Raw genomic sequence first — 26,223 nt, 5'->3', positions numbered from 1 at the left:
TTTTGTCGATCACCGCATGGCGGCGATCCGCTCGAATGCGGAGGGTTCAGGAATGCCGAGGTCGAGGCGCTGCCGGATTGCTTCGGCGCATTCCAACGGCGTCAGCACCGAGGTGTCCACCTCAAGATCGTAGATGCCGGGGATATGAACCTGCTCCTGCCAGAGCTGGACGGGATGGGGGACCGCGTCGCTTTCGGTCGCGCGGACATAAAGCGTATGCCCCCCAGGCACAGGGATGTTCCGCCTTTTCATGATGACCTTGATCGGACATCTGACGCCGACAAAAAGCACCGGCAATCCCTCAAGCCGGCGCGCGCAATCGGCGAGAATGCCGAGCGGCTGAGAGTAGCTGTCGTGATGGCCGAGGTCGGCCACCACATTGAGGCCGAGTCCGGCATGAATGGCGATCGATTCGTAGAGCGCCGCATAGAGAAACGGAACCATCTCCTCAAGATCGGGGCGTTCCCCGCCTGGGCGCAGCCCGATCCCCGGCAGATAACGTTCCGGGGTCATGTCGTTGTAGGTGTCGACGCCGAGGTTCATCCAGGGGCCGTCGAAGTGCTCCTGGATCGCGTTGGCGATCGACGATTTTCCGCTGCGCGGGGCGCCGTTCAGGATGACGATCTGTCCGGCCGAGCTGTCGTATGTCATCAGTTTTCTTCTTCTGTTTGGCGCGAATCGCTGAGGCGAAAGAGCGCAGGTATTTCCTTTCCCTCTGCGAATACTTTATGGGTGAGTTATGGCGGAGGCCCCGGTTGGCCATAGGCAATTGGAAGGATGGCATGAACGAGGACAGCGCGCATTTCCCGCCGGTCGATCCGGTGAAGACAGGCATCAAGGGATGCTGCCCGCGCTGCGGCCAGGGAAAGCTCTTTAACGGCCTGCTGGCGCTGAAGCCGAGCTGCTCGGCCTGTGATCTCGACTACGCCTTTGCCGATGCCGGCGACGGCCCAGCGGTGTTCGTCATTCTCATTGTTGGCTTCATCGTTATCGGCTCGGTGCTGTGGCTGGAGGTCAACTACGCGCCGCCGATCTGGCTGCACATTCTGCTGTTCGTCCCCCTGACCATCATTCTCTCCCTGCTTGCGCTTCGCTGGTGCAAGGGGATCCTGATCGCGATGCAGTATCGCCACAACGCCAGGGAAGGGCGTCTTTCGCGTGACTGAATTTCATGTTTCGGCGTCTCGCCGAAAGCGGTCGGTCCTCACCGGCATCGCGGTGCTTATTGCGCTGGCCATCCTCCTTTCGCTCGGCACTTGGCAGGTCGAGCGGCTGCAGTGGAAGGAGAAGCTGCTCGCCGATATCGCCGAGCGCCGCCAGGCGCCGCCGGCATCGCTCGCAGATATCGAAGCGTTGGCGGCAAAGGGCGAGGATATCGATTATCGCCACGTCACGGTCAGCGGCGAATACGTCAACAGCAAGGAGCGGCACTTCTTCGCCACCTGGCACGGCCGAACGGGCTTTTACGTTTACACGCCGCTGCAGCTTGCCGATGGCCGCTATCTCTTCGTCAATCGCGGTTTCGTTCCTTACGAGAACAAGGAACCGGAAATGCGCATGCAGGGCCAACTGACCGATCAGCAAACGGTCACCGGTCTTGCCCGTGCGAAACTAGCTGGCAAGCCATCCTGGGTCGTGCCCGACAACGACGTCGCCAAGAACATCTTCTACTGGAAAGACCTCGATGTGATGGCTTCCAGCGTCGACCTTGACAAGGCCCAGGTCGTTCCCTTCTTCGTGGACGCGGACGATACCCCCAATCCGAAGGGGCTGCCGATCGGCGGCGTCACTGATGTCGATCTGCCCAACAACCATCTGCAATATGCCTTCACATGGTATGGGCTCGCGGCAACGCTCGTGATCATCGTCGTGGTCGCCCGTTTCCGTAAGCGGGGACCAGCGCAATAGTATCGCTTCAATTCTTGCCTATATTGGGCTAGAGAGCCCTATCCCTATGAACCGGAACAGACATGAATATTGCGGCGAAACCCCCTTTGACGATCAGGCTCTGCGGACCGCGCGGCTTTTGTGCCGGCGTCGACCGCGCTATCCAGATCGTCGTGCTGGCGCTGAAATCCTACGGTGCGCCGGTCTATGTCCGCCATGAGATCGTCCACAATCGCTATGTGGTCGAAGGCCTTGAAGCCAAGGGCGCGGTCTTCGTCGAAGAGCTCGATGAGATTCCCGAAGAGCACCGCGCCCAGCCGGTCGTCTTCTCCGCCCATGGCGTTCCGAAATCGGTTCCGGAAGATGCGAGCGCCCGCAACCTCTTCTACCTCGATGCCACATGTCCACTGGTGTCGAAGGTCCATAAGCAGGCGATGCGCCACAGCCGACTCGGTCGCCATGTGGTGCTCATCGGCCATGCCGGTCACCCTGAAGTCATCGGCACGATGGGCCAATTACCGGAGGGTTCCGTCTCCCTCATCGAGACGGTCGAGGACGCCGGCGTCTATGAGCCCGCCGATCCGGACAATCTTGGTTACGTGACGCAGACGACACTGTCGGTGGACGACACGGCCGGCGTCATCGCGCGCCTGCAGGAACGCTTCCCCAATCTGACGGCGCCGGCGGCCGACTCGATCTGTTACGCCACGACCAACCGCCAGGAAGTGGTCAAGCAGGCAGCGCCCGGCTGCGACCTCTTCATCATCGTGGGAGCGCCGAATTCGTCGAATTCCAAGCGGCTCGTCGAGGTGGCGCTCAGGGCAGGGGCCAAGAAGTCGCTCCTCGTGCAACGCGCCTCGGAGCTCGATTGGGATGAGATCGGCCCGATCTCCACACTTGGGCTTTCCGCAGGCGCATCGGCACCCGAGGTGATCGTCAACGAGATCATCGAGGCCTTCCGCGCACGCTTCGACGCCAAGGTCGAGCTTGCGGAGACGGTTCAGGAAAACGAGCATTTCCTCGTCAACCGCGAGCTGCGCAACATAGAGCTGACGTCGGCCGACATGGCTTTCGTAAACGGATGAGGCGGGTCCCGCGATGCGGGAGCAATCGTCGAGCGACGATTGCAGCGCCTGCCAGCGCCCGGACCGGGTGGTGGCCTTCAACTGATCAACCATTTTCGCGGGACGTAAATTGGCAGTCTATACCGATATTTCCGAAGACGATTTGAAGTGGTTCCTGACCGAGTACGATGCCGGCACGCTGCTGTCCTACAAGGGCATCGCGGAAGGCGTCGAGAACTCGAACTTCCTGCTGCACACCACCAAGGACCCGCTGATCCTCACCCTTTACGAGAAGCGCGTCGAGAAGAGCGACCTGCCCTTCTTCCTGGGGCTGATGCAGCATTTGGCCGCCCGCGGTCTGTCCTGCCCGCTGCCACTGCCCAGAAAGGACGGCGCCTTGCTCGGCACGCTTTCCGATCGCCCGGCAGCGCTGATCTCCTTCCTGGAAGGCATGTGGCTGCGCAAGCCGGAGGCCAAGCATTGCCGTGAAGTCGGCAAGGCACTGGCGCAGATGCATGTCGCCGGCGAAGGCTTCGAACTGAAGCGGCCGAACGCGTTGTCGGTCGATGGCTGGAAGGTGCTCTGGGAGAAGTCGGAAGCCCGCGCCGACGAGGTGGAAAAGGGGCTGCAGAACGAAATCGGCAGCGAGCTCGATTTCCTCGCCGCCCATTGGCCGAAGGATCTGCCCGATGGCGTCATCCACGCCGATCTCTTCCCCGATAACGTCTTCTTCCTCGGCGACGGTCTGTCAGGCCTGATCGACTTTTATTTCGCCTGCAACGACCTGCTTGCCTACGACGTCTCGATCATCCTCAACGCCTGGTGTTTCGAAAAGGACGGCGCCTACAACATCACCAAGGGGATGGCGATACTGGAAGGCTACCAGAGCGTCCGGCCGCTGAGCGCAGCCGAGCTGGCCGCGCTGCCGATCCTGGCTCGCGGCTCGGCGCTGCGCTTCTTCCTGACGCGCCTCTACGACTGGCTGACGACGCCCGAGGGTGCGCTGGTCACCAAGAAGGATCCGCTCGAATATCTGCGCAAGCTGCGCTTCCATCGGCAGATCGCCTCTGCCGCCGAATATGGGCTTGCAGCATGAAGCACGTCGATATCTTCACGGACGGCGCCTGCTCGGGCAATCCCGGCCCCGGCGGCTGGGGGGCGGTGCTGCGCTACGGCGAGGTGGAAAAGGAACTCTTCGGCGGCGAGGCGGAGACAACCAACAACCGTATGGAACTGCTCGCAGCGATCTCCGCCTTGTCGGCGCTGAAGACGCCCTGCGAGGTCGACCTCTACACGGACAGCGTCTACGTCAAGGACGGTATCTCCAAGTGGATCTTCGGCTGGAAGAAGAACGGCTGGAAGACCGCCGACAAGAAGCCGGTGAAGAATGCCGAGCTCTGGCAGGCGCTCGAGGAAGCCCGCAACAGGCACAAAGTCACTCTGCACTGGGTCAAGGGGCACGCCGGCCATCCGGAAAACGAGCGCGCCGACGAGCTCGCCCGCAAAGGCATGGAGCCGTTCAAGAAACGCTAGAGCTTGCCGCTCAGACTTTCGCAGAAACAAGGACATCAAGCGTTTCGTTGCATCTGCAAGGAAACGCTTGGCACAGACCGGGGGGGGATGTCATGCGGATTGTCTCGTTGAATGCATGGGGCGGAAAGCTGCACGCGCCGCTCATTCCCTACCTCGCCGAGATCGACGCCGATGTTCTCTGCCTGCAAGAAATCACGCGTTCGGTGACCGTTTCCAGTGACTGGCTGGTCTACCGCGACGGAAGTCATATCCTGCCGCAACGCGCTAACCTGTTTGCCGAGATCAAGGCGATCCTTCCCGCACACGATGCCTTGTTCGCGCCGACCGCGCGGGGCGAACTGTTCGAAGGCGAGACCTCTGTCATGTCGGAGTTCGGCCTCGCAACCTTCGTGCGCCAGTCCCACCCGATCATCGGCCAGGCGATGGATTTCGTGCACGGCGACTTCTCGAGCGATGGCTATGGCGTGCACCCCCGCGCGCGCAATGCGCAGTGCCTTCGCCTGTTCGACTATCGCACCAATCGCCCGATCACCGTCGCACAGCTGCATGGCTTGCGCGACCTTGCCGGCAAGGGCGACACGGCTGCACGCCGCGGGCAGGCGGATGCCTTGATTGCTCTCATCCGCCGCATATGGCGCGAAGGCGAGCCGCTGGTCGTCTGCGGCGATTTCAATGTGCTCCCCGACAGTGTCATGTTCGGCGCACTCGCCGACCTCAGCCTCACCGACCTCGTGACCTCGCGCGGTCACATGGATACGCGAACCTCGCACTACATCAAGGAGGGCCGCTACGCCGACTATATGCTGGTCACAGCAAACGTTGACGTCGTGGCGTTCGACGTCATTGAAGAGCCCGAGGTTTCCGACCATCGGGCCCTGTTGCTGGAGATCGCATAGGGAACACTGCAGGATGGCGCAGCGGTGCAGGAGGCATCCGCTGCGCCGAGCCTTGGGAGGCTTGTCGACTATGCTGCCTTGGCGACTTCGCCGTGCGGGTCGAGCACGAACTTCGTTGCCGCGCCGTGGTCGAAGCTCTCGTAACCCTGCACTGCATCTTCGAGAGGAATGACCTTGGCGTTGACGATATCGGCGATCGGCAACCGGTCGTGCAGGATCGCCTGCATGAGCTGGCGGTTGTACTTGAGCACCGGTGTCTGACCCGTATGGAAGGACTGTGCCTTTGCCCAGCCGAGGCCGAAGCGCAGCGACAGGTTGCCGTGCTTGGCGGCATTGTCCACAGCACCGGGGTCCTCGGTCACGTAAAGGCCGGGAATGCCGATCGAGCCTGCCGCGCGGGTGATCTCCATCATCTGGTTCAGAACGATCGCCGGCTGCTCGCCGCCGCTGTGGCCGCGCGCCTCGAAGCCGACGGCGTCGATGGCGCTGTCCACTTCGTTGCTGCCGGTCACCTGCGCGATCATGTCACCAAGCCGGTCGCTCTTCGACAGGTCGATCGGCTCGAAGCCGACCTTGGCGGCATGGGCAAGGCGATCCTTGTTGAAGTCGCCGATCATCACGACAGCAGCACCGAGGATGCGGGCAGACGCGGCCGCCGCAAGCCCGACCGGGCCGGCGCCGGCGACATAGACGGTGGATCCCACGCCAACACCAGCGCGCACCGCGCCATGGAAACCGGTTGGCAGGATATCGGAGAGCATGGTCAGATCGCGGATCTTCTCCATGGCCCTGTCGCGGTCTGGGAATTTCAGCAGATTGAAATCAGCGTAGGGAATGGTGACATAGCGGGCCTGCCCGCCGATCCAGCCGCCCATGTCCACATATCCGTAGGCGCCGCCGGCGCGCGACGGATTGACCGTCAGACAGACGCCGGTGTCCTGCGACTTGCAGCAACGGCAGCGGCCGCAGGCGACGTTGAATGGCACGGAGACGATATCGCCGATCTGAAGCATCTCCACGTCGATGCCTTTTTCGATGATCTCGCCGGTAATTTCATGACCGAGTACGAGGCCAGGCATGGCAGTGGTTCGGCCGCGGACCATGTGCTGGTCCGACCCGCAGATGTTGGTGGAAATCACTTTCAGGATGACGCCGTGCTCGATGCGGCGGCCATCGGGCGCCTCAAGCTTCGGATCGTCGATGTCGTGGATTTCGACCTTGCCCGGCCGCATGTAGACGACGCCTCGGTTCTTGCTCATTTCCATCTCCTCCGTTGAAAATGTGTCTAGTGCAGGGCTCCTCTTCCCCGCGCACTGGATACCGACAGATTAGACGAGAATGTAGGACGCGCAGTTCCATTTACGACGGTTTACGGCGCCGAATTGGCCGCGTCTTGCACACCGGCGTTTGCCGAGGCCATTCAGATGGGGATGTCTTCAAAACGGCACATCCTTGTCACTTGCCCCTGCGACGTTTCTCCTTATGCTCGCCTGAAAATGGATCCGGGAGGTTACCACATGATCCTGCACTGCGTGCTAATGCGGCTGAAGGCAGCCATGACAGGGGAAGAAAAGCAGTCCTTGTTTGACGCGATCGTCGCATTGAAGCAGGTGATTCCCGGCATCATCGATATCAAGTATGGCCCGAATGTCTCGCCGGAGGGGCTGCATGCGGGCTACGTCGACGGTTTTGCCGTGACCTTCGAAAGCGCGGAAGCGCGCGACGCCTACCTCGTGCATCCAGAGCATGTCGGCGTCGGCGAGCGCATCGTCTCCTCGACGGACGGCGGCTTGGGCGGCCTGATCGTATTCGATCTCAATTATTGAGGCTGGGCCGCGTTGCGCGGCCCAGCTTTTGTCATCAGCTGGCCTTTGCCATTGCCGCAACGAGCTGGTCGACATTGTAGCGGAACATCTTCTCGTAGGTTGATGCCGGCCCCTTGGCGTCCGAAAGAGACTCGACATAGAGCTCGCCGCCAGGCTCTGCCCCCGTCGCCCTTGCGATCTGCCTGACGAGGCGCGGATCGTTGGAGTTCTCGAAGAAATACGTCTTCACGTGCTCGGCCTTGATCTGCTCGATCAGTTTGGCGACATCTGCGGCAGAGGCTTCGCTCTCCGTCGAGACGCCGATCGGGGCGAGGAACTGCACGCCATACTCGCGACCGAAATAGCCGAAGGCGTCGTGGCTGGTCAGGACCTTGCGATGGGCGGCAGCAATGGTCTCGAGCTTCGAATGCGCGTAGGCATCGAGCGCGTCGAGCTTCTTCAGATAGGTCTCGGCATTGGTCTTGAACGCCGTAGCATCGGCCGGCGCGGCCTTCGCGAGCGCTTGCTCGATGTTGGCGACCCAGACCTTGACGTTGACCGGGCTGTTCCAGACGTGCGGATCGGTGACCGTCTGCCCGTTCTCGTCCATGGTGCGGAACTTTATCCCCTCCGAGACGACAACCGGTTTGCCCTTGTAGCCTGAGGCGGTGATCAGGCGGTCCATCCAGCCCTCCAGACCCTCGCCGCTGACGAAAGCCACCTGTGCCGCATTGAGGTTCTTTGCGTCGCTCGGCGACGGTTCAAACTCATGGGGGTCGCCGTTCGGGCCGACGAGGCTTGTGACCGTCACACGGTCGCCGCCTACCTGGCGGACCACGTCGGCAAGCACCGTAAAGGACGCGACGACCTTCAGCGTCGCGGCAGACGCCGATGTCGTCGAAAACGCCACGAGCGCGGGGAGCATCACTGAGAAAAGCAGTCTGCGGGAAATCATGAGGGTCTCCAGGGTTGTCAGCCCTTCAGGTGCGGGCGAGGGAAATACCGCCAGGCAAGGCCCGACGGGGCGAGGAAGATGGAAAGGCCATAGATCAGCGCCGCCGTCATGATGATCGTCGGTCCGGAGGCGAATTCGAGATGGTAGGAGGCGATGAGCCCGAGATAGCCGGAGGCAGTGGCGCTCGCAGCCGCAATCGCCATCATGGATGGTAGACTACGCGACCAGAGCTGGGCGATCGCCGCCGGCAGCATCATCAGCCCGACCGCCATCAGCGTTCCCAAGGCTTGAAAACTGGCGACAAGATTGAGCACCACCAATAGCAGGAAGAGAAAGTGATAGATCGGTCCACGCCCGCCGATGGCCCGGAGAAAGCCGGGATCGAAGCATTCCGCGACCAGCGGCCGGTAGATGATCGCGAGCGTCATCAGGGTCACCGTGCTGATGACGCCGATCTCATAAAGGGCAGGCGCATCGATCGCGAGAATGGTGCCGAACAGGACGTGCAACAGGTCGATATTCGAACCGCGTAACGAAACGATGAGCACGCCGAGCGCCAGCGAGGACAGGTAGAAGCTGGCAAAGCTCGCATCCTCCTGTAAGGACGTCACGCGGCTGACCATGCCGGACAGCAGTGCAACAGAAAGCCCGGCAACAAGCCCGCCGAGGCCCATCGCCGTCAGCGAGAGCGAGCCGGCCACAAGGTAGCCGATGGCCGCGCCGGGCAGCACGGCATGGCTCATCGCATCGCCGACGAGGCTCATTCGCCGTAGCATCAGGAAGACCCCGATCGGCCCGGAGCCAAGTCCCAGACATAGGCAAGCGACAAGCGCGCGGCGCATGAAGCCATAATCGGCGAAGGGCGCGAGAAGGAGATCGTAGGCGGTCATCTCGCGGGCTCGCAAATACCGGCGCTCTCGTCCCACCGCTCGGCCGTCACCCACGCTTTGCGCAGGTTCGCCGGGGACATGACATCCGCCGTTGCCCCCCAGCCGATAACTTCGCGCGCAAGTAGGAGTGTTCGCGGAAAGTGGGCACGGACCTGCTCGAAATCGTGCAGGACGGCAAGGACCGTTCGGCCTTCGCCATGCCAGTCCGCAACGATCTCCAGAAGATCCCGAGTCGTGCGGCCATCGATGGCCGTGAACGGCTCGTCAAGAAGAATGACACTCGCGTCCTGCAGGAGCAGCCGCGCAAACAGCACGCGTTGAAACTGGCCCGCCGACAGCGATGCGATGCTCCGCCGTTCGAAGCCCTCCAGCCCCACCACGCCCAGTGCGTCGTGCGCTCTGCCGCGGTCGGCCGATGCAATGTTTAAGAAGGCTCCAGCTTGCCGCCAGGATCCCAGCAGAACCGTGTCGAGCACCGAGATCGGAAAGCGGCGGTTGATGTCGGCTGCCTGTGGCAGATAGCCGAAATCCGTGCGCTTCAACCGGTGCCTTATTGTGCCGGAGGAGGGACGGAGCTCTCCTATGATAGCTTTCAACAGGCTGGATTTGCCGGCTCCGTTTGGGCCGGCAATCGCAGTCAGGCTGCCGGCCGCAATCGTTCCGGAAACATGATGCACGGCGGGATGCCGTTCGTAGGCGACGGTCAGATCCTCAAGCTCAATCGCGATGTCGCTCATGGCAGCAGCGTTGCCCAATGGATCGCCGCCCAGAGCGGGATACCGATTAAAGCGACATAGAAGACACGACGTCCGGCGGAGAGCGCCATCAGGCCCGGACAGGTTGGAAACTTTGAGAAACGCATGCTTGTACCAAAATGTAATAACATTACGTGTTATGTTATAACAAATGGGGCGAAAAAATGGCAACGCCTGAAATTAAGCGGCGAAACAGAAAAGCGGCCGCGAGGGCCGCCTTGAGATGGTGGGTCAGTGAAGCTTTACAGCTGCTCCAGCATTGTCGCAGCACCGGAAACCGTAGCCTGGCCTGGGCTCTCTTCAACGTTCAGTGATTTCACGACGCCATCGTCGATAAGCATGGAGTAGCGCTTCGACCGAACGCCGAGGCCGCCGGCCGAAAGGTCGGCGTCAAGACCGAGCGCCTTGGTGAAGCCCGCGTCCCAATCGGCAAGGAAGTGAATCTTGCCCATGCCGCCGGAAGACTGGGCCCAGGCGCCCATCACGTGCCAATCGTTGACGGCGACGACGGCGATATCGTCAACGCCCCTGGAAAGGATGGAGTCGCGGTTCTCCAGATAGCCCGGCAGGTGGTTCAGCGAGCAGGTGGGCGTAAACGCGCCGGGGACCGCAAAGAGAACAACGCGCTTGCCCTTGAAGAGCTGCTCCGTGGTGATCTCGACCGGGCCATCCGACGTCTTTTCCTTGAAGGTGGCCGGAGGAAGCTTGTCGCCGATTGCGATGGTCATGGACGTCTCCTTGTCATGTATGGCGGTGCAAATACCGCGATTTTGGCGCGACTATAGACCGCGATTACTCAAAGACAAGCGGCGTCTCGATCGCGCGCGAGCCATCGATGACGAGCGCGCTCCATGTCTTTCCGTGGACGTTGTATCCCTTGGGAAGCTTGCCAACGGCAAGTTTTGTCGTGAATCTGTTGCCGTCGCGGTGGGTCGCCATCTGCTTGGTAAAGACGTGCCCGCTCGGGCCTGCCACAATCACCTCGGGTGCGCTTTCGCCGCTCTCCGGCAGGGTAATGCTGAGTGAAAGTTCCGTCGTGTCCGCCGACAGGGTGTGGTGGTCGACTTTGAATTCGGAGGAGGCGGCTTCCGGCAAGGTGGCAGCGGCAGCCTTGAGAATTGCCTCCTCGGCTGGGCGCGATTGAGCCGACGGCTCAAAGGTCAGCGATAACTCAGCCTGAAAGGGGATGCAGATTTCCTTGCAGATGCCGATGAAGGCATTTGCCTTGATCTCGTGAGTGGCGGCGTCTTTTGCGGTGAGTTGCAGCGGGAACGTCACCGACGCGTCGTAGGCGACCTCGTCGACCTTTCCATCGACGATATGCTTCGGGATCGGATAGCTCATCTTGTCAAGGAAGACGGCGTCCGAGGAGAAGCTGACTTGGGGCGGGATGCCGCTATTCCCGGGCTCGCGCCAATAGGTGATCCAGCCCGGCTTCGGCTCGATTTGCAGGCCGGCACGTATCTTCCCGCTTGCATCAGGCGAAAGCGCAATCAGCCGCATCCGGCCGCCCTCATTGTCGGCCCAGGCGCTCATCTCCGCCCGAGCCGGCGGGGAAAGCTGCAAGATGACCACGAGCAGGCACGAGGCGGGCCAGAATGGGCGAACGGCGAGTGAAATAGTCTCCATGGATCAACCGTTTATTGAAAATCCTCATGCTCGGCTAGAACTCGTCATCACTTAAGTCTTCATTTTCAGTTGATTGATCTGTGACATTGGCTCATGCTCATGGTGTCGGGGCCTCGTGCGGTCTGGCAGAGGAGGAATGATGTCCTTGGCGACCCTGAAAAACAAAAGAGAACGTGGTTTCTTCGACGGCCAGTTTCTCATTGCCATGCCGGGCATGGAGGATCGCAACTTCGCCCGCACAGTGATCTATATCTGCGCCCATTCGGATGCTGGCGCGATGGGGTTCGTGATCAACCGCCCGCAGAACCTGACCTTTACCGACGTTCTCCTGCACCTCGAAATGATCAAGGACGAGGAGGCCATCGTCCTTCCCCCACATGCGCGCGATTGCCCGATCCAGACCGGCGGGCCGGTGGAAAGCGGCCGCGGCTTCGTCCTGCATTCCGATGACTATCTATGCGATTCCAGCATTCCCGTCAGTGACGATATCTGCATGACAGCGACGCTCGACATCATCAGGGCGATCTCCAAGGGCAAGGGGCCGAAGCGAGCCACCATGCTGCTCGGCTATGCCGGCTGGGGCGCAGGTCAACTGGAGGCCGAAGTCGGCAACAACGGTTGGCTCACATGCCCGGCCAGCGAAGAACTGATCTTCGACCGCAGCCTCGACGACAAGTACGAGCGCGCTCTGGCCACCATGGGTATCAATGCCGCCATGCTTTCGGCCGAGGCCGGCCACGCCTGACCCGCGGGACGATCTGCACAAAAACGCGTTCTCCTGGCGCCGCGGCGGGCATGAACGCCGTCTGGCGGTAACTGCGCATGCCCGCTGCATCCCGTGTCGCGGGCTTTTCGATGACGGGATCCGCGAGGAGCGCGATGCGACTGTTTGCCTGCGACAACTGCGATCAGGTTGTGCATTTCGACAACCGCCAATGCGTCCGGTGCAGCCATCGGCTCGGGTTCCTGCCGCATGACCTTGCCATGCGTGCGCTGGAGCCGCTGGATGATGACGGATGGCAGGTCGCAGGCCGCCGGGATGGGCATGTTCGCTTTTGCGCCAACGCCGGGCTCGACATCTGCAACTGGCTGATCGGTGAGGGGGATGACGGCGATTTCTGCCTCGCCTGCCGCCACAATCGACTGGTGCCGAACACCAATACGCTGGACGGCGTAGACCGCTGGCGAAACATCGGTCAAGCGCAACGGCATTTGTTTTATTCCCTCCTGCGGTTGAAGCTTCCGCATCCAGATCGGCAGCAGGATCCAGACGGTGGCATGGTCTTCGATTTCCTCGAGGACACTGTGCAGAGCGACGGCAACGTCGTTGCCGCGATGACGGGCCACAAGGAAGGGGTGATTGCGATCCGCGCGGCGGAGGCGGACGGCGTCACCCGCGAACTGGCGCGCACGTCGATGAACGAGCCCTATCGTACGCTGCTTGGCCATTTCAGACATGAAACCGGGCATTTCATCTGGAACAAACTGGTTCGCGACCGCAACGCCTTCGACGGCTTTCGCGCGATCTTCGGCGATGAGCGCCAGGACTACGCCGCCGCGCTGCAGAACCACTATGCGAATGGCGCGCCATCAGGATGGCAGGACAACTTTATCAGCGCCTATGCGGCTGCCCATCCCTGGGAGGACTTCGCAGAATGTTTCGCCCACTATCTCCACATTGTCGACGCCCTGGAGACGGCACACACCTTCGGCATTGCGATCGATCCACGTGGGCACGAGGAAATGGCGGCGGAGGTCGATTTCAATCCGTATCGGGCGCGCAGCGCCGAGCAGCTTGTCAGCGCCTGGATTCCGCTAAGCGTGGCGATCAACGCCATCCAGCGCAGCATGGGCCAGCCGTACTCCTATCCGTTCGTCTTGTCACCGCCTGTGGTGGCCAAGCTGGAATATGTGCATCAGCTCGTCCAGCAACGTGGCATCTGACGGCTGCGGGCAGCTTAGGCGCGCTTCGTCAGCGGGAACCGCTCCTTCAGCAGGCGCAAGACGGACTCCGATGCCATTGGCGGTCCGAAGAGGTAGCTTTGCCCAAAGGTGCAGCCCATCTTGGCGAGCTCGATCGCATCCTCGTTGGACTCGATCCCCTCGGCGACGACCTTCATGTCAAGCTCGCGGGCCATGGCGATCACCGAGCGGAGCACGGTCGCCTTCTTGTCGCTCGCATCGCACACCATCGTCTTGTCGAGCTTGATCGTGTCGAACGGGAAGCGCGTCAGATAGGCAAGGGAGGAATAGCCGGTTCCGAAATCGTCAAGCGCAAGGCCGAGCCCCATTTCTCGCAGCTTCTCGAGCACAAGGCGCGCCTGTTCCGGGTTCTCCATGACCATGGATTCCGTCAGCTCGAGCTTCAAACGCGAAGGATCGCAATGGGTCTTCGCCAGCACCGAGCGGACATCTTCATAAAGCTCGTTGTTCAGCAGCTGTGCGCTGGAGAGGTTGATCGAGACGAAGATCGGCAGCTCGCCGGTCTGGTTCTCCCAACCCATCAGGTCGTTCGTCGCCTGCTCCAGGGCAAAGATGCCCAGCATGTCGATGATATCGGATGTCTCCGCAATCGGAATGAACTCCGAAGGCGGGATGCTGCCGCGCTTCGGATGCTCCCATCGCATAAGGGCTTCGAAGCCAGCGATCTCCACGTCCTCCAGCCCGGCGATCGGCTGGTAGACCATCGACAGTTCCTTGCGCTCGATGGCGCGGCGCAGATCGGATTCGAGCTGCAGCCTGTCGGCGCCGAAATCGCGGAAGGCGGGCTGGAACGGCTCAACGCGATTGCCGCCGGCGCGCTTGGCCCGGTACATCGCGAGCTCCGCATCGCTGAGCATTCCAGCGGCGCTTTCCTGCTGATCGACGAAGGAGGCAAGGCCGATCGACGCCGTCAGGATGATCTCGCGATTGGCGAAGTTGATCGGCACCATGATCGCCTTGCTGATCGCGTCGGCGAAGTCTGCCACCTTCGTCGGGTCACGCTCGGAAGTCAGGATAAGGCCGAACTGGTCGCCGGAAAGGCGTGCGAGCGTGTCCTGCGGTTTGAGAAGACGACGCAGACGGCGCGTGAGTGCGATCAGGATGTTGTCGCCGGCGGCGATCCCGAGCGTATCGTTCACCAGCTTGTAGCGATCGATATCGATCACCATCACCGTCGGGCGCAGCGTTTCGCCGCCGGGTGCCAATGCAAGCACGGCCTGCAGGCGATCGAGGAACAACTGGCGGTTCGGCAAACCGGTCAGGTTGTCGTGCAGCGCGTCGTGCAGCAGTCGTTCGACTGAGTTCTTCTGTTCGGTGACGTCGACGATGGTGCCGACGCAGCGGATGATCTCGCCGTTGGAGCCGAGCACCGGCCGCGCGCGGATAAGAAGCCAGTGGAAATGACCATCTTCGGCGCGGATGCGGAATTCGTGGTTCAGTCGGCCGCGGCGATGTTCGAGCAGGACGTCGAGGGTTGCCCGGAAGCGGTCGCGATCGTCGGGATGGAGCCGCGGCAGCCAGTTGCGGGCAGCGCCATGCATCGCGCCGGGCGGTAAGCCGAGCTTGACGGAAACATCCGGGATCGTGACGACGCGGTCGCGCGCCACGTCCCAGTCCCAAACCATATCGCCCGAGCCTGTCAAAGCCAGCGATTGACGCTCCAGATCGGAAAACAGACCCTGCTGGAACGCGCCGCCGGCAAAGGCATGCTGCATGACGGTAAAGCCGATCAGCAAGACGATGAGAACAAGGCCACCGCCTAGAGCCGGCTGGATGATGTCGTTGTCGAGCCGGCCGGTGATCGTCAGCCAGGCTCCGAAGATCCAGACGAGGATCAGCGCCCAGGCCGGCACCAGAAGAATAGCGCGGTCATAGCGGTTGAGGCCGAGATAGACGATCAGCAGAAGACCCATCGTCGCCGTCAGCGCAAACGACAGGCGCGCGATGCCGGCGGCGATTGCCGGGTCATAGATCGCGACGCCGAAGAGCAGCGCCAGGCCGAGCACCCAGGCGAGCGTGAGGTAGCCGAGATGCGTGTGCCAGCGGTTTAGGTTGAGGTACGTGAATAGGAAGATGACGAAGCTGGAGGCGAGGGCGACTTCGGCGCAGGCGCGCCATATTCGCTGGTCGGCTGAAGCGATGCTGATCAGCTTGCCGAGAAATCCGAAGTCGACGCAGATATAGCCGAGCACCGCCCAGGCTAGCGCGGCCGTCGCCGGCAGCATGGACGTGCCCTTGACCACGAAAAGGATCGTCAGGAACACCGCGAGCAGGCCGGCAATGCCGAGCACGATGCCGCGATAAAGCGTAAACGCGTTGATCGTGTCCTTGTAGGCGTCCGGTTCCCAGAGATAGATCTGCGGCAGTTCCGGCGTCGTCAGTTCGGCAACGAAGGTGATCACCGCACCGGGGTTGAGCGTGATGCGGAACACGTCGGCCTCGTCGCTCGGCTGCCGATCGAGCGCGAAACCTTCGCTCGGCGTAATGGCGATGATGCGTTGCGAACCGAGGTCGGGCCAGAACAGCTTCGAATTCACCAGGCGGAAATGGGGCGCCACGATCACGCGCTCAAGCTGCTCGTCGGAGACGTTGGCGAGCGCGAAGACGGCCCAGTCGCCCTGGTGGTTGTCGGAGCTGGCACGTACCTCAATACGGCGGCGGATACCATCGGCACCGGCAGCCGTCGAGACTTGAAAGGCTTCCCCTTGGTTGGCGTAGATTTCCGTCGTGGCAGTCAGATCGAGCGCTGTATCGTCACGGGAGATCTTGACCGGTTCGGCTGCCTGAACATGGCCTGCCGCTAGCATGAAGGCTGACAGCAAGAGAGCTGCGATCACCGCGATCAATCGTCCGGCCGGTGATGAGAGCAGCATGCGATTGTTAGTCATCGGCTGTCGGTTATCCTGCCTTTATCGGTGTCGGTGGCGAGCAATGAGAACATCACATGGTCGTGCCACTGACCGTTGATTTTCAAGTATCCGCGCAGATAACCTTCCCGCTGAAACCCGGCTTTTTCAAGCAGGCGGATGCTCCGAGCATTGTCTGGAATACAGGCTGCTTCGATACGGTGCAACTCAAGCCCTGCGAAGATATAGGGTATAACCAATTGAAGTGCGGCGAACATGTGGCCCTGGCCGGCGTATGCCTCGCCCATCCAGTAGCCAATCATGCAGCTTTGTGCCGCACCGCGCCTGATGTAGCCGATCGTGATGCCGCCGAGCAGCGTCATATTCTGCTTGTGAAAGAGGAAGAGCGGGATGGCCTGGCCGGAGGCGTATTCCTGCTTGCCGCGGATGACGCGGGCGCGGTAGGCGCCCTCGGTCAACTCGTCGCGGCGCCATGTCGGCTCCCAGGGTTCCAGAAACTGCCGGCTGGCCGCCCGCAACTTATGCCACTGGTTGAAATCCTGGTAGCGCGGTAGGCGCAGCACATAGTGCTCGTTCTCGAGTTCCACTGAATCCGGTTGCCGCGACAGGAACCGAAAAACCGATTTTGCCATCGATCACCCCCGGCACATGGATATCAGGTCAGACGAGGGCCTGTTTGCTCTGAGGAGCGGGCGAGGAAAGAGATGCGGCGATGTCTTCCATCGGAGCCAAATGTTCGAGCGGGCCGATGGCCGAGAGCGTCGGCACGGTGTCGAAGAACAGGCGTCCAGCAAGATCCGTCAGTCGCCCGACCGTAATGCCTTCCAACCGTTCCATCATCTCCTGGTTGGAGATCGGGCGGCCGTAAAGCATCATCTGCCTTGCGATCTGACCGGCGCGGGCGGCTGGACTTTCCTGACCCATCAGCAGCTGGGCGCGGATCTGGGCGCGGGCGCGTTCGATTTCCTTCTGCTCGATGGTTGCTGCCGACTTGTGAAGCTCGTCAATGATAACGGGCACCAGTTCCGGCAGGTTCTCGCCGCCGGTGGCGGCATGGATGCCGAAGATACCGGTATCGGAAAAGCCCCAGTGGAAGGCATAGATGGAGTAGCAGAGACCGCGGATCTCGCGCACTTCCTGGAACAGGCGGGACGACATGCCACCGCCGAGGATGTTGGCGAGAATCTGCGAACAGTAGAAGTCGCGGGCGTGATAGGCTTTGCCTTCGAAGCCGAGCAAAATCTGCGCATCCATCAGGTCGCGCGTCTCGCGGATGTTGCCGCCGATATATTTTGCCGGCTCCATCACGGGCGTTGCCGATGGAGAGGTGGGAAGGCTGGCGAAGCGATCCTCGACCATGCGAACAAACTCGTCGTGCTGGACGGCGCCGGTCGCGACGACGAACATCCGGTCGGTCGTGTAATTGCGGCTGAGATAGCCACGGATCTGCTGCGGCGTGAACGACACCACGGTTTGCGGCGTACCGAGGATCGCCCGGCCGAGCGTCTGGTCGCGATAAGCGGTTTCTGAGAACTTGTCGAAAACGACGTCGTCAGGCGTGTCGTTTGCGGCGTTGATTTCCTGCAGGATGACCTGCTTTTCGCGCTCGAGTTCTTCCTCCTCGAAGGCCGATTCCGTCAGGATATCGGCAAGGATGTCGACGGCAAGCGGCACATGGTCCTTGAGAACGCGGGCATAGTAGGAGGTCGTTTCCGTGGAGGTCGCGGCATTGACCTCGCCGCCGACATCCTCGATCTCTTCGGCGATTTCGCGCGCGCTGCGGCGCGCCGTGCCCTTGAAGGCCATGTGCTCGAGCAGGTGGGCAATGCCATGCTCGTCTGTCGTCTCGTTGCGCGATCCTGATTTGATCCAAACTCCCAGCGCAACGCTTTCCAGATGCGGCATGGTCTGTGTGACTACTGTCAGCCCGGATTTGAGCCGGGTGCACTCAACTGTCATTGGCTATCTTTCTGCGCCTGCTTTACTTAGGCCCGACTATGCTCGCCGATGAAGGTCTCAATGGCTTTGAGCTCAGGCTTCACGATCTGAAAGCGCTCCTCCTTGTGCATCAGATCAGCAAGCCACGTCGGAAGCGCGGGGTCAATACCGGAGGCGGATTTTACGGCGGCCGGGAATTTCGCCGGGTGCGCGGTGGCAAGCGTAACCATCGGCGTGTTCGGTTTCTCGTGCTTTGCCGCAACGAAGACGCCGATCGCCGAATGCGGATCGAGGAGATAGCCGGTTTCGGCATGGGTTTTCTTGATCGTTTGGGCGACCTGTTTCTCGCTGGCGCGGCCGGCGCGGAAGTCCTTCTTGATGAAGGCAAGGGCCTCCTTCGCAATCTCGAAGCCGTTGGATTGCTTCAGACTATTCATCGCCGCGCGGACCTTGGAAGCGTCGCGATCATAGGCCTCGAACAGCAGACGCTCGAAGTTCGAGGAGATCTGGATGTCCATCGAGGGCGAGGTTGTGGCCTTCACCGCCTTCATCTCGTAGCGGCCGGTCTTCAGCGTGCGCTCCAGGATATCGTTCTCGTTGGTGGCAACGACAAGTTTGCCGATCGGCAGGCCCATGCGCTTTGCGCAGTAACCGGCAAAGATGTCGCCGAAATTGCCGGTCGGCACGGTAAACGAAATCTTACGGTCCGGGCCGCCGAGCGCGATTGCCGTCGTGAAGTAGTAGACAATCTGGGCCATGATGCGGGCCCAGTTGATCGAGTTGACGCCAGAGAGTTTGACACGATCGCGGAACGGCGCGTCGTTGAACATCGCTTTGACGAGGTTCTGGCAATCGTCGAAATTGCCTTCGACGGCAAGCGCGTGAACGTTGGAGGCGGTGGAGGTCGTCATCTGACGCTGCTGCACCGGCGACACCTTGCCGTTCGGGAAGAGAATGAAGATGTCGGTGCGTTCGCGGCCGGCAAAGGCGTCGATGGCGGCCCCCCCGGTATCGCCGGAGGTTGCGCCGACGATGGTCGCGCGCTCGCCGCGCTTTTCCAGCGCGTAGTCCATCAGCCGGGCGAGCAGCTGCATGGCGACATCCTTGAAAGCCAACGTCGTGCCGTGGAAGAGTTCCATGACGAAGCTGTTCGGACCGGCCTGCACAAGCGGGGCGATCGCCGGGTGGCGGAAAGTCCCATACGCCTCGTCGATCATCGAACGGAAGGTCTCGCCCGGAATCTCGCCATTGGTGAAGGGCAACAGGATGGCGAAGGCAATCTCCTGATAGCTCTTGCCGCGAAGCGCCCGAATTTCCTTTTTTGAGAAATGCGGCCACTTGCGCGGCACATAAAGGCCGCCATCGCGCGCCAGACCCGCCAGCAATGCATCGCAGAAACCGAGGGAAGGGGCTTCGCCGCGGGTCGAGATATAATCCACTGTCGTCATCCTTGATGTGCCGGCCGGAGAAAGTCCGGGTTGGAGGGAAAGTATGCCTCGCGCCGCATCTCGCTTGCCCTGCCGGCCATCGCCTGCAATCCCGAAATGTGCATCAAAACGGTTCTTACCCAATCGATTTTTGTTTGCGCCGCTGATATAGACCATCGCAAACTGTCACGAAAGGCCTGCCATCAAGTGATTGGGCCTGCCAAAAAACTTTGTGGAGAGGGTGGAAAATCGTGCTTGGCAAGGTCTCGCGTCTCATCGTTTCAGCTTCGCTTGCGGCAATTCTTGCCGGTTGCAACTCCCTTGGCGTCGGCGGTGGCTCGGACAGCGCAACGGCACCGGCCCAGTCGAATAGCAATGGGCAGATCATGCCGCTGGCGCCAACCAACCCGTCGTCCAACGATCCTTCGATCGGTACCGCCAAGACCGCGTCGGGCGCCACTGCCTCGGTTGTCCAGGGCGCGTGCCCGCAGATGTTCATGAAGGACAGCGACGCAATCTTCCGGACTTATGCCGGCGGAGCCAGGACCGGTGATGCGGAGAAACTCGCCTACCAGGCATCGATCGGCGACTACAGCCGCCAGTGCAGCCTCAACGACACGAACCTGACGATGACGGTGGTTGCCCAACTTCGCGTTCTCGCTGGTCCGAGCGGTTCGTCTGGCAAAGTCACGCTTCCGGTCCGTATCACGGTCTACGACGGCGAGGATGCGCTCTATTCGGAAGTGACGAACTTCCCGGTCGAGGTCGGCTCCGGCGCCACGCAGGCCCTGTTCCGCAAGGACGGCATCAAGCTTCCTGTCGGCTCTGGCGCGCTGGTGCGCGTAAACATTGGTTTCGATCAGGGACCGGTGTCGACGAAAAAGAAGAAGGCCTGAAAAACGTCCTTATTTCCGCTTCGCTATGCTGGCTGGCGCGGGGAGCGCAGACCGCTTGAAAATCGGTATCGTTTTGAACCCGGCGTCCGGCGGGCGCGGAAAGAAACTGTTCTGGTCGACGCTGCGGCGCGCCATCGAGGCGAGATTCACCGATCTCAGCCTGCGTGAAACCAAGGGCTTCGGCGATGCCGGGCGCTTCGGGCGCGAACTGGCAGATGATGGCGCCGACCTTGTGATCGCCGTCGGCGGCGACGGGACGATCGGCGAGGTGGCCGGCGGCATTCTGAAATCGCAGCGGCCGGCTACGGCCTTCTCGTTCATCGCCACCGGGACCGGCTGCGACTTCGCCCGCAATTTCCCGATATCGCGCGACCCTGCCAAGATCGCCGAAGGGCTGATGTCTCCGTCCGTGCGGCAGATCGATGCCGGGCTGCTGACCTGCGACGATGAGGACGGCGACACGGTGACGCGCCACTTTGCCAATATCGCAAGCTTTGGCGTGTCTGGTCATATCGTGCGTGCCGTCAACGAGGCGCGCACGGGCCAACGGCTGCCGGGACCGATGGTCTTCCTCTTCCACAGCCTATTGCAGATCCTGCGCTACAAGCCGCGCAATATCCGCCTTCGGCTGGATGGCGAGGATGTCTATGACGGTCCGATCACGGCGGTCGCCGTTGCCAACGGCGCCTGGTTCGGTGGTGGCATGAAAGTGGCTCCCGACGCGGATGTTGCCGATGGCCTGTTCGACGTAGTCATCATCCGCGGCGCCGGCAGGCTGAAGGTGCTGTCGCTGATGAACAGCATCTATGGCGGCGGCCACGTCAGGAGCCCGCTTGTCAGCATCCATCGCGCCAGGCTCGTCGAAGCATGGCCGATCTGCAAGGAGCCGATTCCCATCGATAGCGACGGCGAGGCACCCGGGAAACTTCCGGCGCGCTTTGAGATGCTCGCCGGCGTCCTCGGCCTGAAAATCTAGCGATTGCGAGGGCTAGCGAGGGAGTGATCAGCAGACCTGTGGTGCTTGCGAGAAACTCAACCCTCTATGCGTGCTTGAACTGTCGCCCCGAGGTTGGTTCCGTGACACCTTTCATAAAATTCCACCACCCGCGGCGGCATGTCGGCCGGGATGGCTACGAAATCCTGAAGTCGAAGGTCCATCAATTTGGCCAGCTCGGAGTTGGATAGCTCCCACTCGTTTAAGTTTTCGACGCGGGCAGCCAATTCTCGGAAGTATGACAAGTTGTCGTTCACAGTGGAAGGCGAGAGCGTCTTTCCGTGGGCAGGGATGACAAATCTAGCGTCCAAGTCACGTATTCGTTCGAGGGATGAGCAGATTAGCCGGAGATCACTGGCGGTTTTGCTCCAGACCTCCGGAATAGGGTATTCCACCGCGTCGACAGCCAGGCAGACACGGATTTCCGGAATCCACACCGCAATATGGTCAGGCGTGTGCCCCGGTGTGTGAATTAGCTCGAGCGTGAGATCGCCGCCATGAAGGGTCATCGAACCTGAAAAGGTGATGTCAGGCGCTATGAGCTCGACGTTTTGAAACCGCGAATCCTCGCCTATCTTCTCGTTCAGAACTTGGAGGGAGGAGGGGTCGTTCAGACGTTCACGTGCAGCAGCATGGGCGACAATAGGGGCTTTCCCGGCAATCGCAGCGTTGCCCCAGAAATGATCCCAGTCCATGTGCGAATTTACGACGATCAGAGGACGAGCGCGCACGTCCTCATCAAGGAGATCCAGTGCCATCCGACATAGCTCAGGCGTTCCGAGAGTGTCGATCAGGACGTTAAATCTCTCCGTGCGCACGAAGATGGCGTCAACCTCGTCTCCCGCCCTGACGATGGTGATCCGATCGTCAAGCTCGGGATAGGAGCATAATTCCACGGAAATAGTCATGCGAGACGGCCTCCATCAGACAGAGATCACTCCGATAGCTGAATGGTTCCGATCTGTCTCGGTGCAGAGAGCGAAATTCTACCGTCCGACAAAGCACCCCATCCCATAGCCAAATCGGTGGCAGCGTTTCGACGCTGCAACCGACTTTGGAGTTGGACGCCGGATAGGGCCGGGCGAGCGCCTGCGCTCGAGAGTAACCGACGTTACAGAACGCCTTCCCACTCGGCGAGCGCGGCAACGACGCCGGGCAGGTCGCTCATGCGGGAGATGGCTGTTTCGGCGCCGGCATCGGTCAGCCTGTCGGCATGCGCCGGATAGGTGTGTGATGCGCCGGTAAAGCCGATGACGCGCATGCCTGCTGCACGCGCGGCGTGGACGCCGTGAACGGAGTCTTCGACGACAACGGCGCGGTCAGGCGAAACGCCCATCTGCTTGGCGCCATGCAGGAAGACGTCCGGCTTCGGCTTCACGCGATCGGGACCAAGGTCCTTGGCCGAGAAGATATGCGGCGCAAACAGCGGCTTCAGGCCCACCTTGCCGAGCATCATGTCGAGCCGCGTGCTGCTGGAGTTGGAGCAGATGCAGCGCTTCAGCTGCAGACGCGAAAGGGCGGCTTCAACACCCGATATCGCTTGCACGTCCTGCTCCAGACGCAGGTCGAGCAGCTTCTCGGACTTGTCAAGCAGAGACGCGGGGATCGGAATGCTGGCCTCGCGCTCGACCTGGAAGAGAATGTTCTGCCAGGTCATGCCCGCGAAGCGCTCGCCCATTTCCTCGATGCTGATTGGGTAGCCCGCTTCGGTGAGAAGCTTGGATTCCACATCCGCAGCGATGATTTCCGAATCGACCAGAACGCCGTCGCAGTCGAAGATGATGAGGTCGAAGCCGTCCATTTATTCGCGCCTTGTTTGGGATGATGCCCCTTTACACGATGCCTGGGCGAAGCTCAACCGATAGCAAGGCATGGCTGGATTGCGCGCCGCGGGCGGCTTGGATTTTGCGGTCGTTCGCGGCTATTTGGTGGCAGGAAACAGCGCGAGAAACTGCCGTTCGCCTTCTGGAGAAAAAACGACGGAGCGGCTTTCGGCGGTGCGGCGGGCCCAGCCTTTGTCGAGAAAATTGGAAAGCAGGGCCTTGCCGAGGCCGCCGGCGAGATGCGCCCGTCGCTCACTCCAGTCCAGGCAGGAGCGACAAAGCGGCCGTCGCGACGATTTCAGAGCCTGCACGTCTATGCCGATGCACGTCAGCTCGCTTTCACCGGTCTCCGTCAATGCAAGGTCATCGCCGAATGCGTCGATCGCGCCTCGAGCGATCAGGCTGTCGAGCATTCGCACGCCGTAATCGCCGGCGAGGTGATCGTAGCAGATACGCGCCTTGCGCAATGCCGGCTCCTTTGGCCCCGGCTTGTGGCGCAGATGGCCGCGCCCGGCGGCAAAGCCCATGATGCTTTCCAAGAACTTGCCAACGCTCTCATCCGCCAATGTGAAGTAGCGATGGCGGCCCTGCTTGCGCTGCACCAGCAGGTTACCGGCCTCCAGCTTGGCGAGATGCGTGCTCGCCGTCTGCACAGTAATGCCACCGGCGGCAGCGAGCTCTGTCGCCGTCAGCGCTTTACCGCCCATCAGTGCGGTCAGCATGTTGGCACGGGCGGGGTCGCCGATCAGCGCGCCGATCTGGGATATGTCAGGTCCTTCCTTCATACTTCGATCCTAACCGAAGCATCGTCGTCCCGCAATGTGCGAAAACTGTCTCCAGACAACAAGGAGACGACGATGATTACCTGCTTCATCCGCTATGAGATCGATCCGTTCAAGAAGGAGGCCTTTGCCGAATATGCCCGCAATTGGGGCCAGGCGATCCCGCGCAACGGTGCCGATCTCGTCGGCTATTTCGCCCCGCATGAAGGCTCGGCAACGACCGCCTACGGCGTCTATAATATCGATAGCCTCGCCGCGTATGAAGCCTATCGCGCCCGCCTTGCTGCCGATCCGCTCGGCAAGGAAAATTACGAATTCGCCAAGCGCGAACGTTTCATCCTGAAGGAAGATCGCATCTTCCTCAAAAACGCTTCCCTTCCTCACGCAAAGCTGGTGATGCCATGATCGCTGTCATCTTCGAAGTCTTGCCCTTCATGGGCGAACGCCACACCTATCTCGATCTCGCCGGTGAACTTCGCGGTGAACTGGAAAAGATCGACGGCTTTATCTCGATCGAGCGCTTCGAAAGCCTCACCAATCGCGGCAAGCTGCTTTCGCTCTCCTTCTGGCGTGACGAGGAGGCGGTAAAGACGTGGCGAAACCTCCAGGCGCACCGCGCTGCCCAGCACGCCGGCCGCAACGGCGTCTTTGCGGACTATCGGCTGCGGATCGGCCACATCGTCCGCGACTACGGCATGAACGAGCGCGCCGAGGCACCGGCCGACAGCCGCAAGGTGCATGACGTCGCGGCTTAGCTGCGCCAGTCGGAAAGGGTGGGCGGGCATCGTTTGGCGGCCGGACCCTTTCTACCGCTGAACCGGCGCTGCGACTTATTTTCCCGAAATCGCTCATCCCTTCAGGCTTTGGTAACCAAACTGAGTAACCATAACGGACAGTAAAAGCGTAATGTGTATGAGCGAGTTTCCAGATGGCGTCAGTATTTCCGCTTGCCGATCTCAAGGCCTCCGCAAAGCCGGACTCCTGGATCGACACGATCATCAAGGGCGATTGCGTTGCTGCCCTTGAAGCCCTGCCGAACCACTCCGTAGACGTCATTTTCGCTGATCCACCGTACAACCTCCAACTTGGCGGCACGCTGCATCGCCCCGATCAGTCGCTGGTCGATGCCGTCGATGACGAGTGGGATCAATTTGCTTCCTTCGAGGCCTATGATGCCTTCACCCGCGCCTGGCTGCTCGCCTGCCGCCGCGTCCTGAAGCCGACGGGCACGATCTGGGTTATCGGCTCCTATCACAACATCTTCCGCGTCGGCGCCACGCTGCAGGATCTGAACTTCTGGATCCTCAACGACATCGTCTGGCGCAAGACCAATCCGATGCCGAACTTCAAGGGCCGTCGCTTCCAGAACGCGCATGAGACGATGATCTGGGCGAGCCCGAACGCCAAGGCCAAGGGCTACACCTTCAACTACGATGCCATGAAGGCGGCCAACGACGACGTGCAGATGCGCTCCGACTGGCTGTTCCCGATCTGCAGCGGCAATGAGCGCCTGAAGGGCGACGACGGCAAGAAAGTGCACCCGACGCAGAAGCCGGAAGCATTGCTCGCCCGCGTCATCATGGCCTCCTCGAAGCCGGGCGACCTCATCCTCGATCCGTTCTTCGGCTCGGGCACGACGGGTGCCGTCGCCAAGCGTCTTGGCCGGCACTTCGTCGGCATCGAGCGCGAGCAGGATTACATCGATGCGGCCTCCGCCCGCATCGAAGCGGTCGAGCCGCTCGGCAAGGCCGAGCTCACCGTCATGACCGGCAAGAAGCAGGAAGTCCGCGTGGCTTTCAACGTGCTAGTCGAAAGCGGCCTGATCAAGCCCGGCCAGGTGCTGACCGATGCGCGCCGTCGCTACAGCGCAATCGTTCGCGCCGACGGTACGGTGGCCTCCGGTGGCGAGGCCGGTTCCATTCATCGCCTCGGGGCAAAGGTCCAGGGCCTTGATGCATGCAACGGATGGACATTCTGGCACTTCGACGACGGGCAATCCCTGCGCCCGATCGACGAATTGCGGTCCGTGATCCGCAGTGATCTGGCAAAGGCGGAATGACGCGCGCCTTCACCTCATCGAGACTTCCTTCTTCCGGTGT

The 26,223-nt window shown here is 61.2% G+C and carries 27 protein-coding genes and 1 pseudogene; 14 read left to right on the top strand and 14 right to left on the bottom strand.

Going from position 1 to position 26,223, the window contains the following annotated elements; all coding sequences use genetic code 11:
• Positions 1-9 precede the first annotated feature (9 nt).
• On the bottom strand, positions 10-651 hold the full coding sequence (locus PMI09_RS11275) for a chloramphenicol phosphotransferase CPT family protein (protein ID WP_007793117.1): 642 nt from the start codon (positions 649-651) through the stop codon (positions 10-12).
• A 131-nt stretch (positions 652-782) separates the two neighbouring features.
• Between PMI09_RS11275 and PMI09_RS11270 the strand changes: the two genes are divergently transcribed.
• The 6 genes from PMI09_RS11270 to PMI09_RS11245 all read left to right on the top strand — a co-directional run bounded on the left by PMI09_RS11270 (position 783) and on the right by PMI09_RS11245 (position 5,380).
• Positions 783-1,166 carry a DUF983 domain-containing protein gene (locus PMI09_RS11270; RefSeq protein WP_037082772.1) on the top strand — a complete coding sequence of 128 codons (384 nt, stop codon included), beginning with the start codon at positions 783-785 and terminating at the stop codon, positions 1,164-1,166.
• A complete protein-coding gene (locus PMI09_RS11265) occupies positions 1,159-1,908 on the top strand; it encodes an SURF1 family protein (protein ID WP_007793112.1) in 750 nt (249 codons plus the stop codon). The genes PMI09_RS11270 and PMI09_RS11265 overlap by 8 nt, the downstream gene beginning before the upstream one ends.
• 62 nt (positions 1,909-1,970) lie before the next feature.
• Complete coding sequence (gene ispH / locus PMI09_RS11260) at positions 1,971-2,972, top strand: 4-hydroxy-3-methylbut-2-enyl diphosphate reductase (protein ID WP_007793108.1); 1,002 nt, start codon at positions 1,971-1,973, stop codon at positions 2,970-2,972.
• A gap of 109 nt (positions 2,973-3,081) precedes the next feature.
• The gene (locus tag PMI09_RS11255; RefSeq protein ID WP_007793104.1) at positions 3,082-4,047 is read left to right on the top strand and encodes a homoserine kinase; all 966 of its coding nucleotides are present in this window, start codon (positions 3,082-3,084) and stop codon (positions 4,045-4,047) included.
• Positions 4,044-4,484, top strand: a complete 441-nt coding sequence (gene rnhA, locus PMI09_RS11250; RefSeq protein ID WP_007793101.1) for a ribonuclease HI — start codon at positions 4,044-4,046, stop codon at positions 4,482-4,484. Before PMI09_RS11255 ends, rnhA begins: the two co-directional genes overlap by 4 nt.
• Positions 4,485-4,576: 92 nt before the next feature.
• Entirely contained in the window at positions 4,577-5,380 is an 804-nt protein-coding gene (locus PMI09_RS11245; protein WP_007793097.1) for an endonuclease/exonuclease/phosphatase family protein, read from the top strand.
• A 68-nt stretch (positions 5,381-5,448) separates the two neighbouring features.
• Here PMI09_RS11245 and fdhA read toward each other — a convergent pair whose 3' ends face one another.
• Positions 5,449-6,639: a formaldehyde dehydrogenase, glutathione-independent gene (gene fdhA / locus PMI09_RS11240; protein ID WP_007793093.1), complete on the bottom strand. Its 1,191-nt coding sequence runs from the start codon at positions 6,637-6,639 to the stop codon at positions 5,449-5,451.
• A 258-nt stretch (positions 6,640-6,897) separates the two neighbouring features.
• Here fdhA and PMI09_RS11235 point away from each other — a divergent pair, with 258 nt between their 5' ends.
• The gene (locus PMI09_RS11235) at positions 6,898-7,206 is read left to right on the top strand and encodes a Dabb family protein (protein ID WP_007793088.1); all 309 of its coding nucleotides are present in this window, start codon (positions 6,898-6,900) and stop codon (positions 7,204-7,206) included.
• Between the two features lie 34 nt (positions 7,207-7,240).
• Here the strand turns inward: PMI09_RS11235 and PMI09_RS11230 are convergent, their stop codons facing one another.
• From PMI09_RS11230 to PMI09_RS11210, 5 genes are all read right to left on the bottom strand, one after another.
• Positions 7,241-8,140 carry a metal ABC transporter solute-binding protein, Zn/Mn family gene (locus tag PMI09_RS11230; RefSeq protein WP_007793085.1) on the bottom strand — a complete coding sequence of 300 codons (900 nt, stop codon included), beginning with the start codon at positions 8,138-8,140 and terminating at the stop codon, positions 7,241-7,243.
• A 17-nt stretch (positions 8,141-8,157) separates the two neighbouring features.
• Positions 8,158-9,030, bottom strand: a complete 873-nt coding sequence (locus PMI09_RS11225; protein WP_007793082.1) for a metal ABC transporter permease — start codon at positions 9,028-9,030, stop codon at positions 8,158-8,160.
• Positions 9,027-9,767 (bottom strand): metal ABC transporter ATP-binding protein, encoded by a 741-nt coding sequence (locus PMI09_RS11220; RefSeq protein WP_007793080.1) that lies wholly within the window; start codon positions 9,765-9,767, stop codon positions 9,027-9,029. Before PMI09_RS11220 ends, PMI09_RS11225 begins: the two co-directional genes overlap by 4 nt.
• Before the next feature lie 260 nt (positions 9,768-10,027).
• On the bottom strand, positions 10,028-10,513 hold the full coding sequence (locus PMI09_RS11215; protein WP_007793077.1) for a peroxiredoxin: 486 nt from the start codon (positions 10,511-10,513) through the stop codon (positions 10,028-10,030).
• Positions 10,514-10,577: 64 nt separating this feature from the next.
• Complete coding sequence (locus PMI09_RS11210; protein WP_007793074.1) at positions 10,578-11,414, bottom strand: protein-disulfide reductase DsbD domain-containing protein; 837 nt, start codon at positions 11,412-11,414, stop codon at positions 10,578-10,580.
• 139 nt (positions 11,415-11,553) lie between these two features.
• On the opposite strand from PMI09_RS11210, the gene PMI09_RS11205 reads away from it, so the two are divergent.
• Together PMI09_RS11205 and PMI09_RS11200 are read left to right on the top strand one after the other, a co-directional pair.
• Positions 11,554-12,159, top strand: coding sequence for a YqgE/AlgH family protein (locus PMI09_RS11205; RefSeq protein WP_007793069.1), 606 nt, complete (start codon positions 11,554-11,556; stop codon positions 12,157-12,159).
• 134 nt (positions 12,160-12,293) lie between these two features.
• The gene (locus PMI09_RS11200) at positions 12,294-13,358 is read left to right on the top strand and encodes a zinc-binding metallopeptidase family protein (RefSeq protein ID WP_007793066.1); all 1,065 of its coding nucleotides are present in this window, start codon (positions 12,294-12,296) and stop codon (positions 13,356-13,358) included.
• 14 nt (positions 13,359-13,372) lie between these two features.
• Here the strand turns inward: PMI09_RS11200 and PMI09_RS11195 are convergent, their stop codons facing one another.
• The 4 genes and pseudogenes from PMI09_RS11195 to thrC form a co-directional block, all read right to left on the bottom strand.
• Complete coding sequence (locus PMI09_RS11195; protein ID WP_007793064.1) at positions 13,373-16,285, bottom strand: sensor domain-containing phosphodiesterase; 2,913 nt, start codon at positions 16,283-16,285, stop codon at positions 13,373-13,375.
• Positions 16,282-16,896 carry a GNAT family N-acetyltransferase gene (locus PMI09_RS11190; protein WP_007793062.1) on the bottom strand — a complete coding sequence of 205 codons (615 nt, stop codon included), beginning with the start codon at positions 16,894-16,896 and terminating at the stop codon, positions 16,282-16,284. Before PMI09_RS11190 ends, PMI09_RS11195 begins: the two co-directional genes overlap by 4 nt.
• Positions 16,897-16,924: 28 nt before the next feature.
• On the bottom strand, positions 16,925-18,223 hold the full coding sequence (locus PMI09_RS11185; RefSeq protein ID WP_007793060.1) for a M16 family metallopeptidase: 1,299 nt from the start codon (positions 18,221-18,223) through the stop codon (positions 16,925-16,927).
• 3 nt (positions 18,224-18,226) lie between these two features.
• Positions 18,227-19,650, bottom strand: a pseudogene (thrC, locus tag PMI09_RS11180) (threonine synthase).
• A 227-nt stretch (positions 19,651-19,877) separates the two neighbouring features.
• Between thrC and PMI09_RS11175 the strand changes: the two are divergent.
• Both PMI09_RS11175 and PMI09_RS11170 read left to right on the top strand, forming a co-directional pair.
• Positions 19,878-20,525, top strand: a complete 648-nt coding sequence (locus tag PMI09_RS11175; protein ID WP_193385392.1) for a hypothetical protein — start codon at positions 19,878-19,880, stop codon at positions 20,523-20,525.
• A 55-nt stretch (positions 20,526-20,580) separates the two neighbouring features.
• Positions 20,581-21,501, top strand: a complete 921-nt coding sequence (locus PMI09_RS11170; RefSeq protein WP_007793053.1) for a diacylglycerol/lipid kinase family protein — start codon at positions 20,581-20,583, stop codon at positions 21,499-21,501.
• 56 nt (positions 21,502-21,557) lie between these two features.
• Here PMI09_RS11170 and PMI09_RS11165 read toward each other — a convergent pair whose 3' ends face one another.
• From PMI09_RS11165 to PMI09_RS11155, 3 genes are all read right to left on the bottom strand, one after another.
• On the bottom strand, positions 21,558-22,427 hold the full coding sequence (locus tag PMI09_RS11165; RefSeq protein WP_007793051.1) for an MBL fold metallo-hydrolase: 870 nt from the start codon (positions 22,425-22,427) through the stop codon (positions 21,558-21,560).
• Positions 22,428-22,630: 203 nt separating this feature from the next.
• Positions 22,631-23,320: an HAD family hydrolase gene (locus PMI09_RS11160; RefSeq protein WP_007793046.1), complete on the bottom strand. Its 690-nt coding sequence runs from the start codon at positions 23,318-23,320 to the stop codon at positions 22,631-22,633.
• 120 nt (positions 23,321-23,440) lie between these two features.
• Complete coding sequence (locus tag PMI09_RS11155) at positions 23,441-24,127, bottom strand: ArsR/SmtB family transcription factor (RefSeq protein WP_007793043.1); 687 nt, start codon at positions 24,125-24,127, stop codon at positions 23,441-23,443.
• Between the two features lie 72 nt (positions 24,128-24,199).
• Here PMI09_RS11155 and PMI09_RS11150 point away from each other — a divergent pair, with 72 nt between their 5' ends.
• From PMI09_RS11150 to PMI09_RS11140, 3 genes are all read left to right on the top strand, one after another.
• Positions 24,200-24,529 (top strand): NIPSNAP family protein, encoded by a 330-nt coding sequence (locus tag PMI09_RS11150; protein ID WP_007793039.1) that lies wholly within the window; start codon positions 24,200-24,202, stop codon positions 24,527-24,529.
• Positions 24,526-24,879, top strand: coding sequence for an antibiotic biosynthesis monooxygenase family protein (locus PMI09_RS11145; protein WP_007793036.1), 354 nt, complete (start codon positions 24,526-24,528; stop codon positions 24,877-24,879). Before PMI09_RS11150 ends, PMI09_RS11145 begins: the two co-directional genes overlap by 4 nt.
• Before the next feature lie 173 nt (positions 24,880-25,052).
• On the top strand, positions 25,053-26,183 hold the full coding sequence (locus tag PMI09_RS11140) for a site-specific DNA-methyltransferase (protein ID WP_007793033.1): 1,131 nt from the start codon (positions 25,053-25,055) through the stop codon (positions 26,181-26,183).
• The last annotated feature ends 40 nt before the right edge of the window (positions 26,184-26,223 follow it).

It is taken from the genome of Rhizobium sp. CF122, from assembly GCF_000282035.1.
Classification (GTDB): Bacteria; Pseudomonadota; Alphaproteobacteria; order Rhizobiales; family Rhizobiaceae; genus Rhizobium.
The sequence above is the reverse complement of the archived record's forward strand: the minus strand, read 5'-3'. Positions and strand labels throughout refer to the sequence as shown.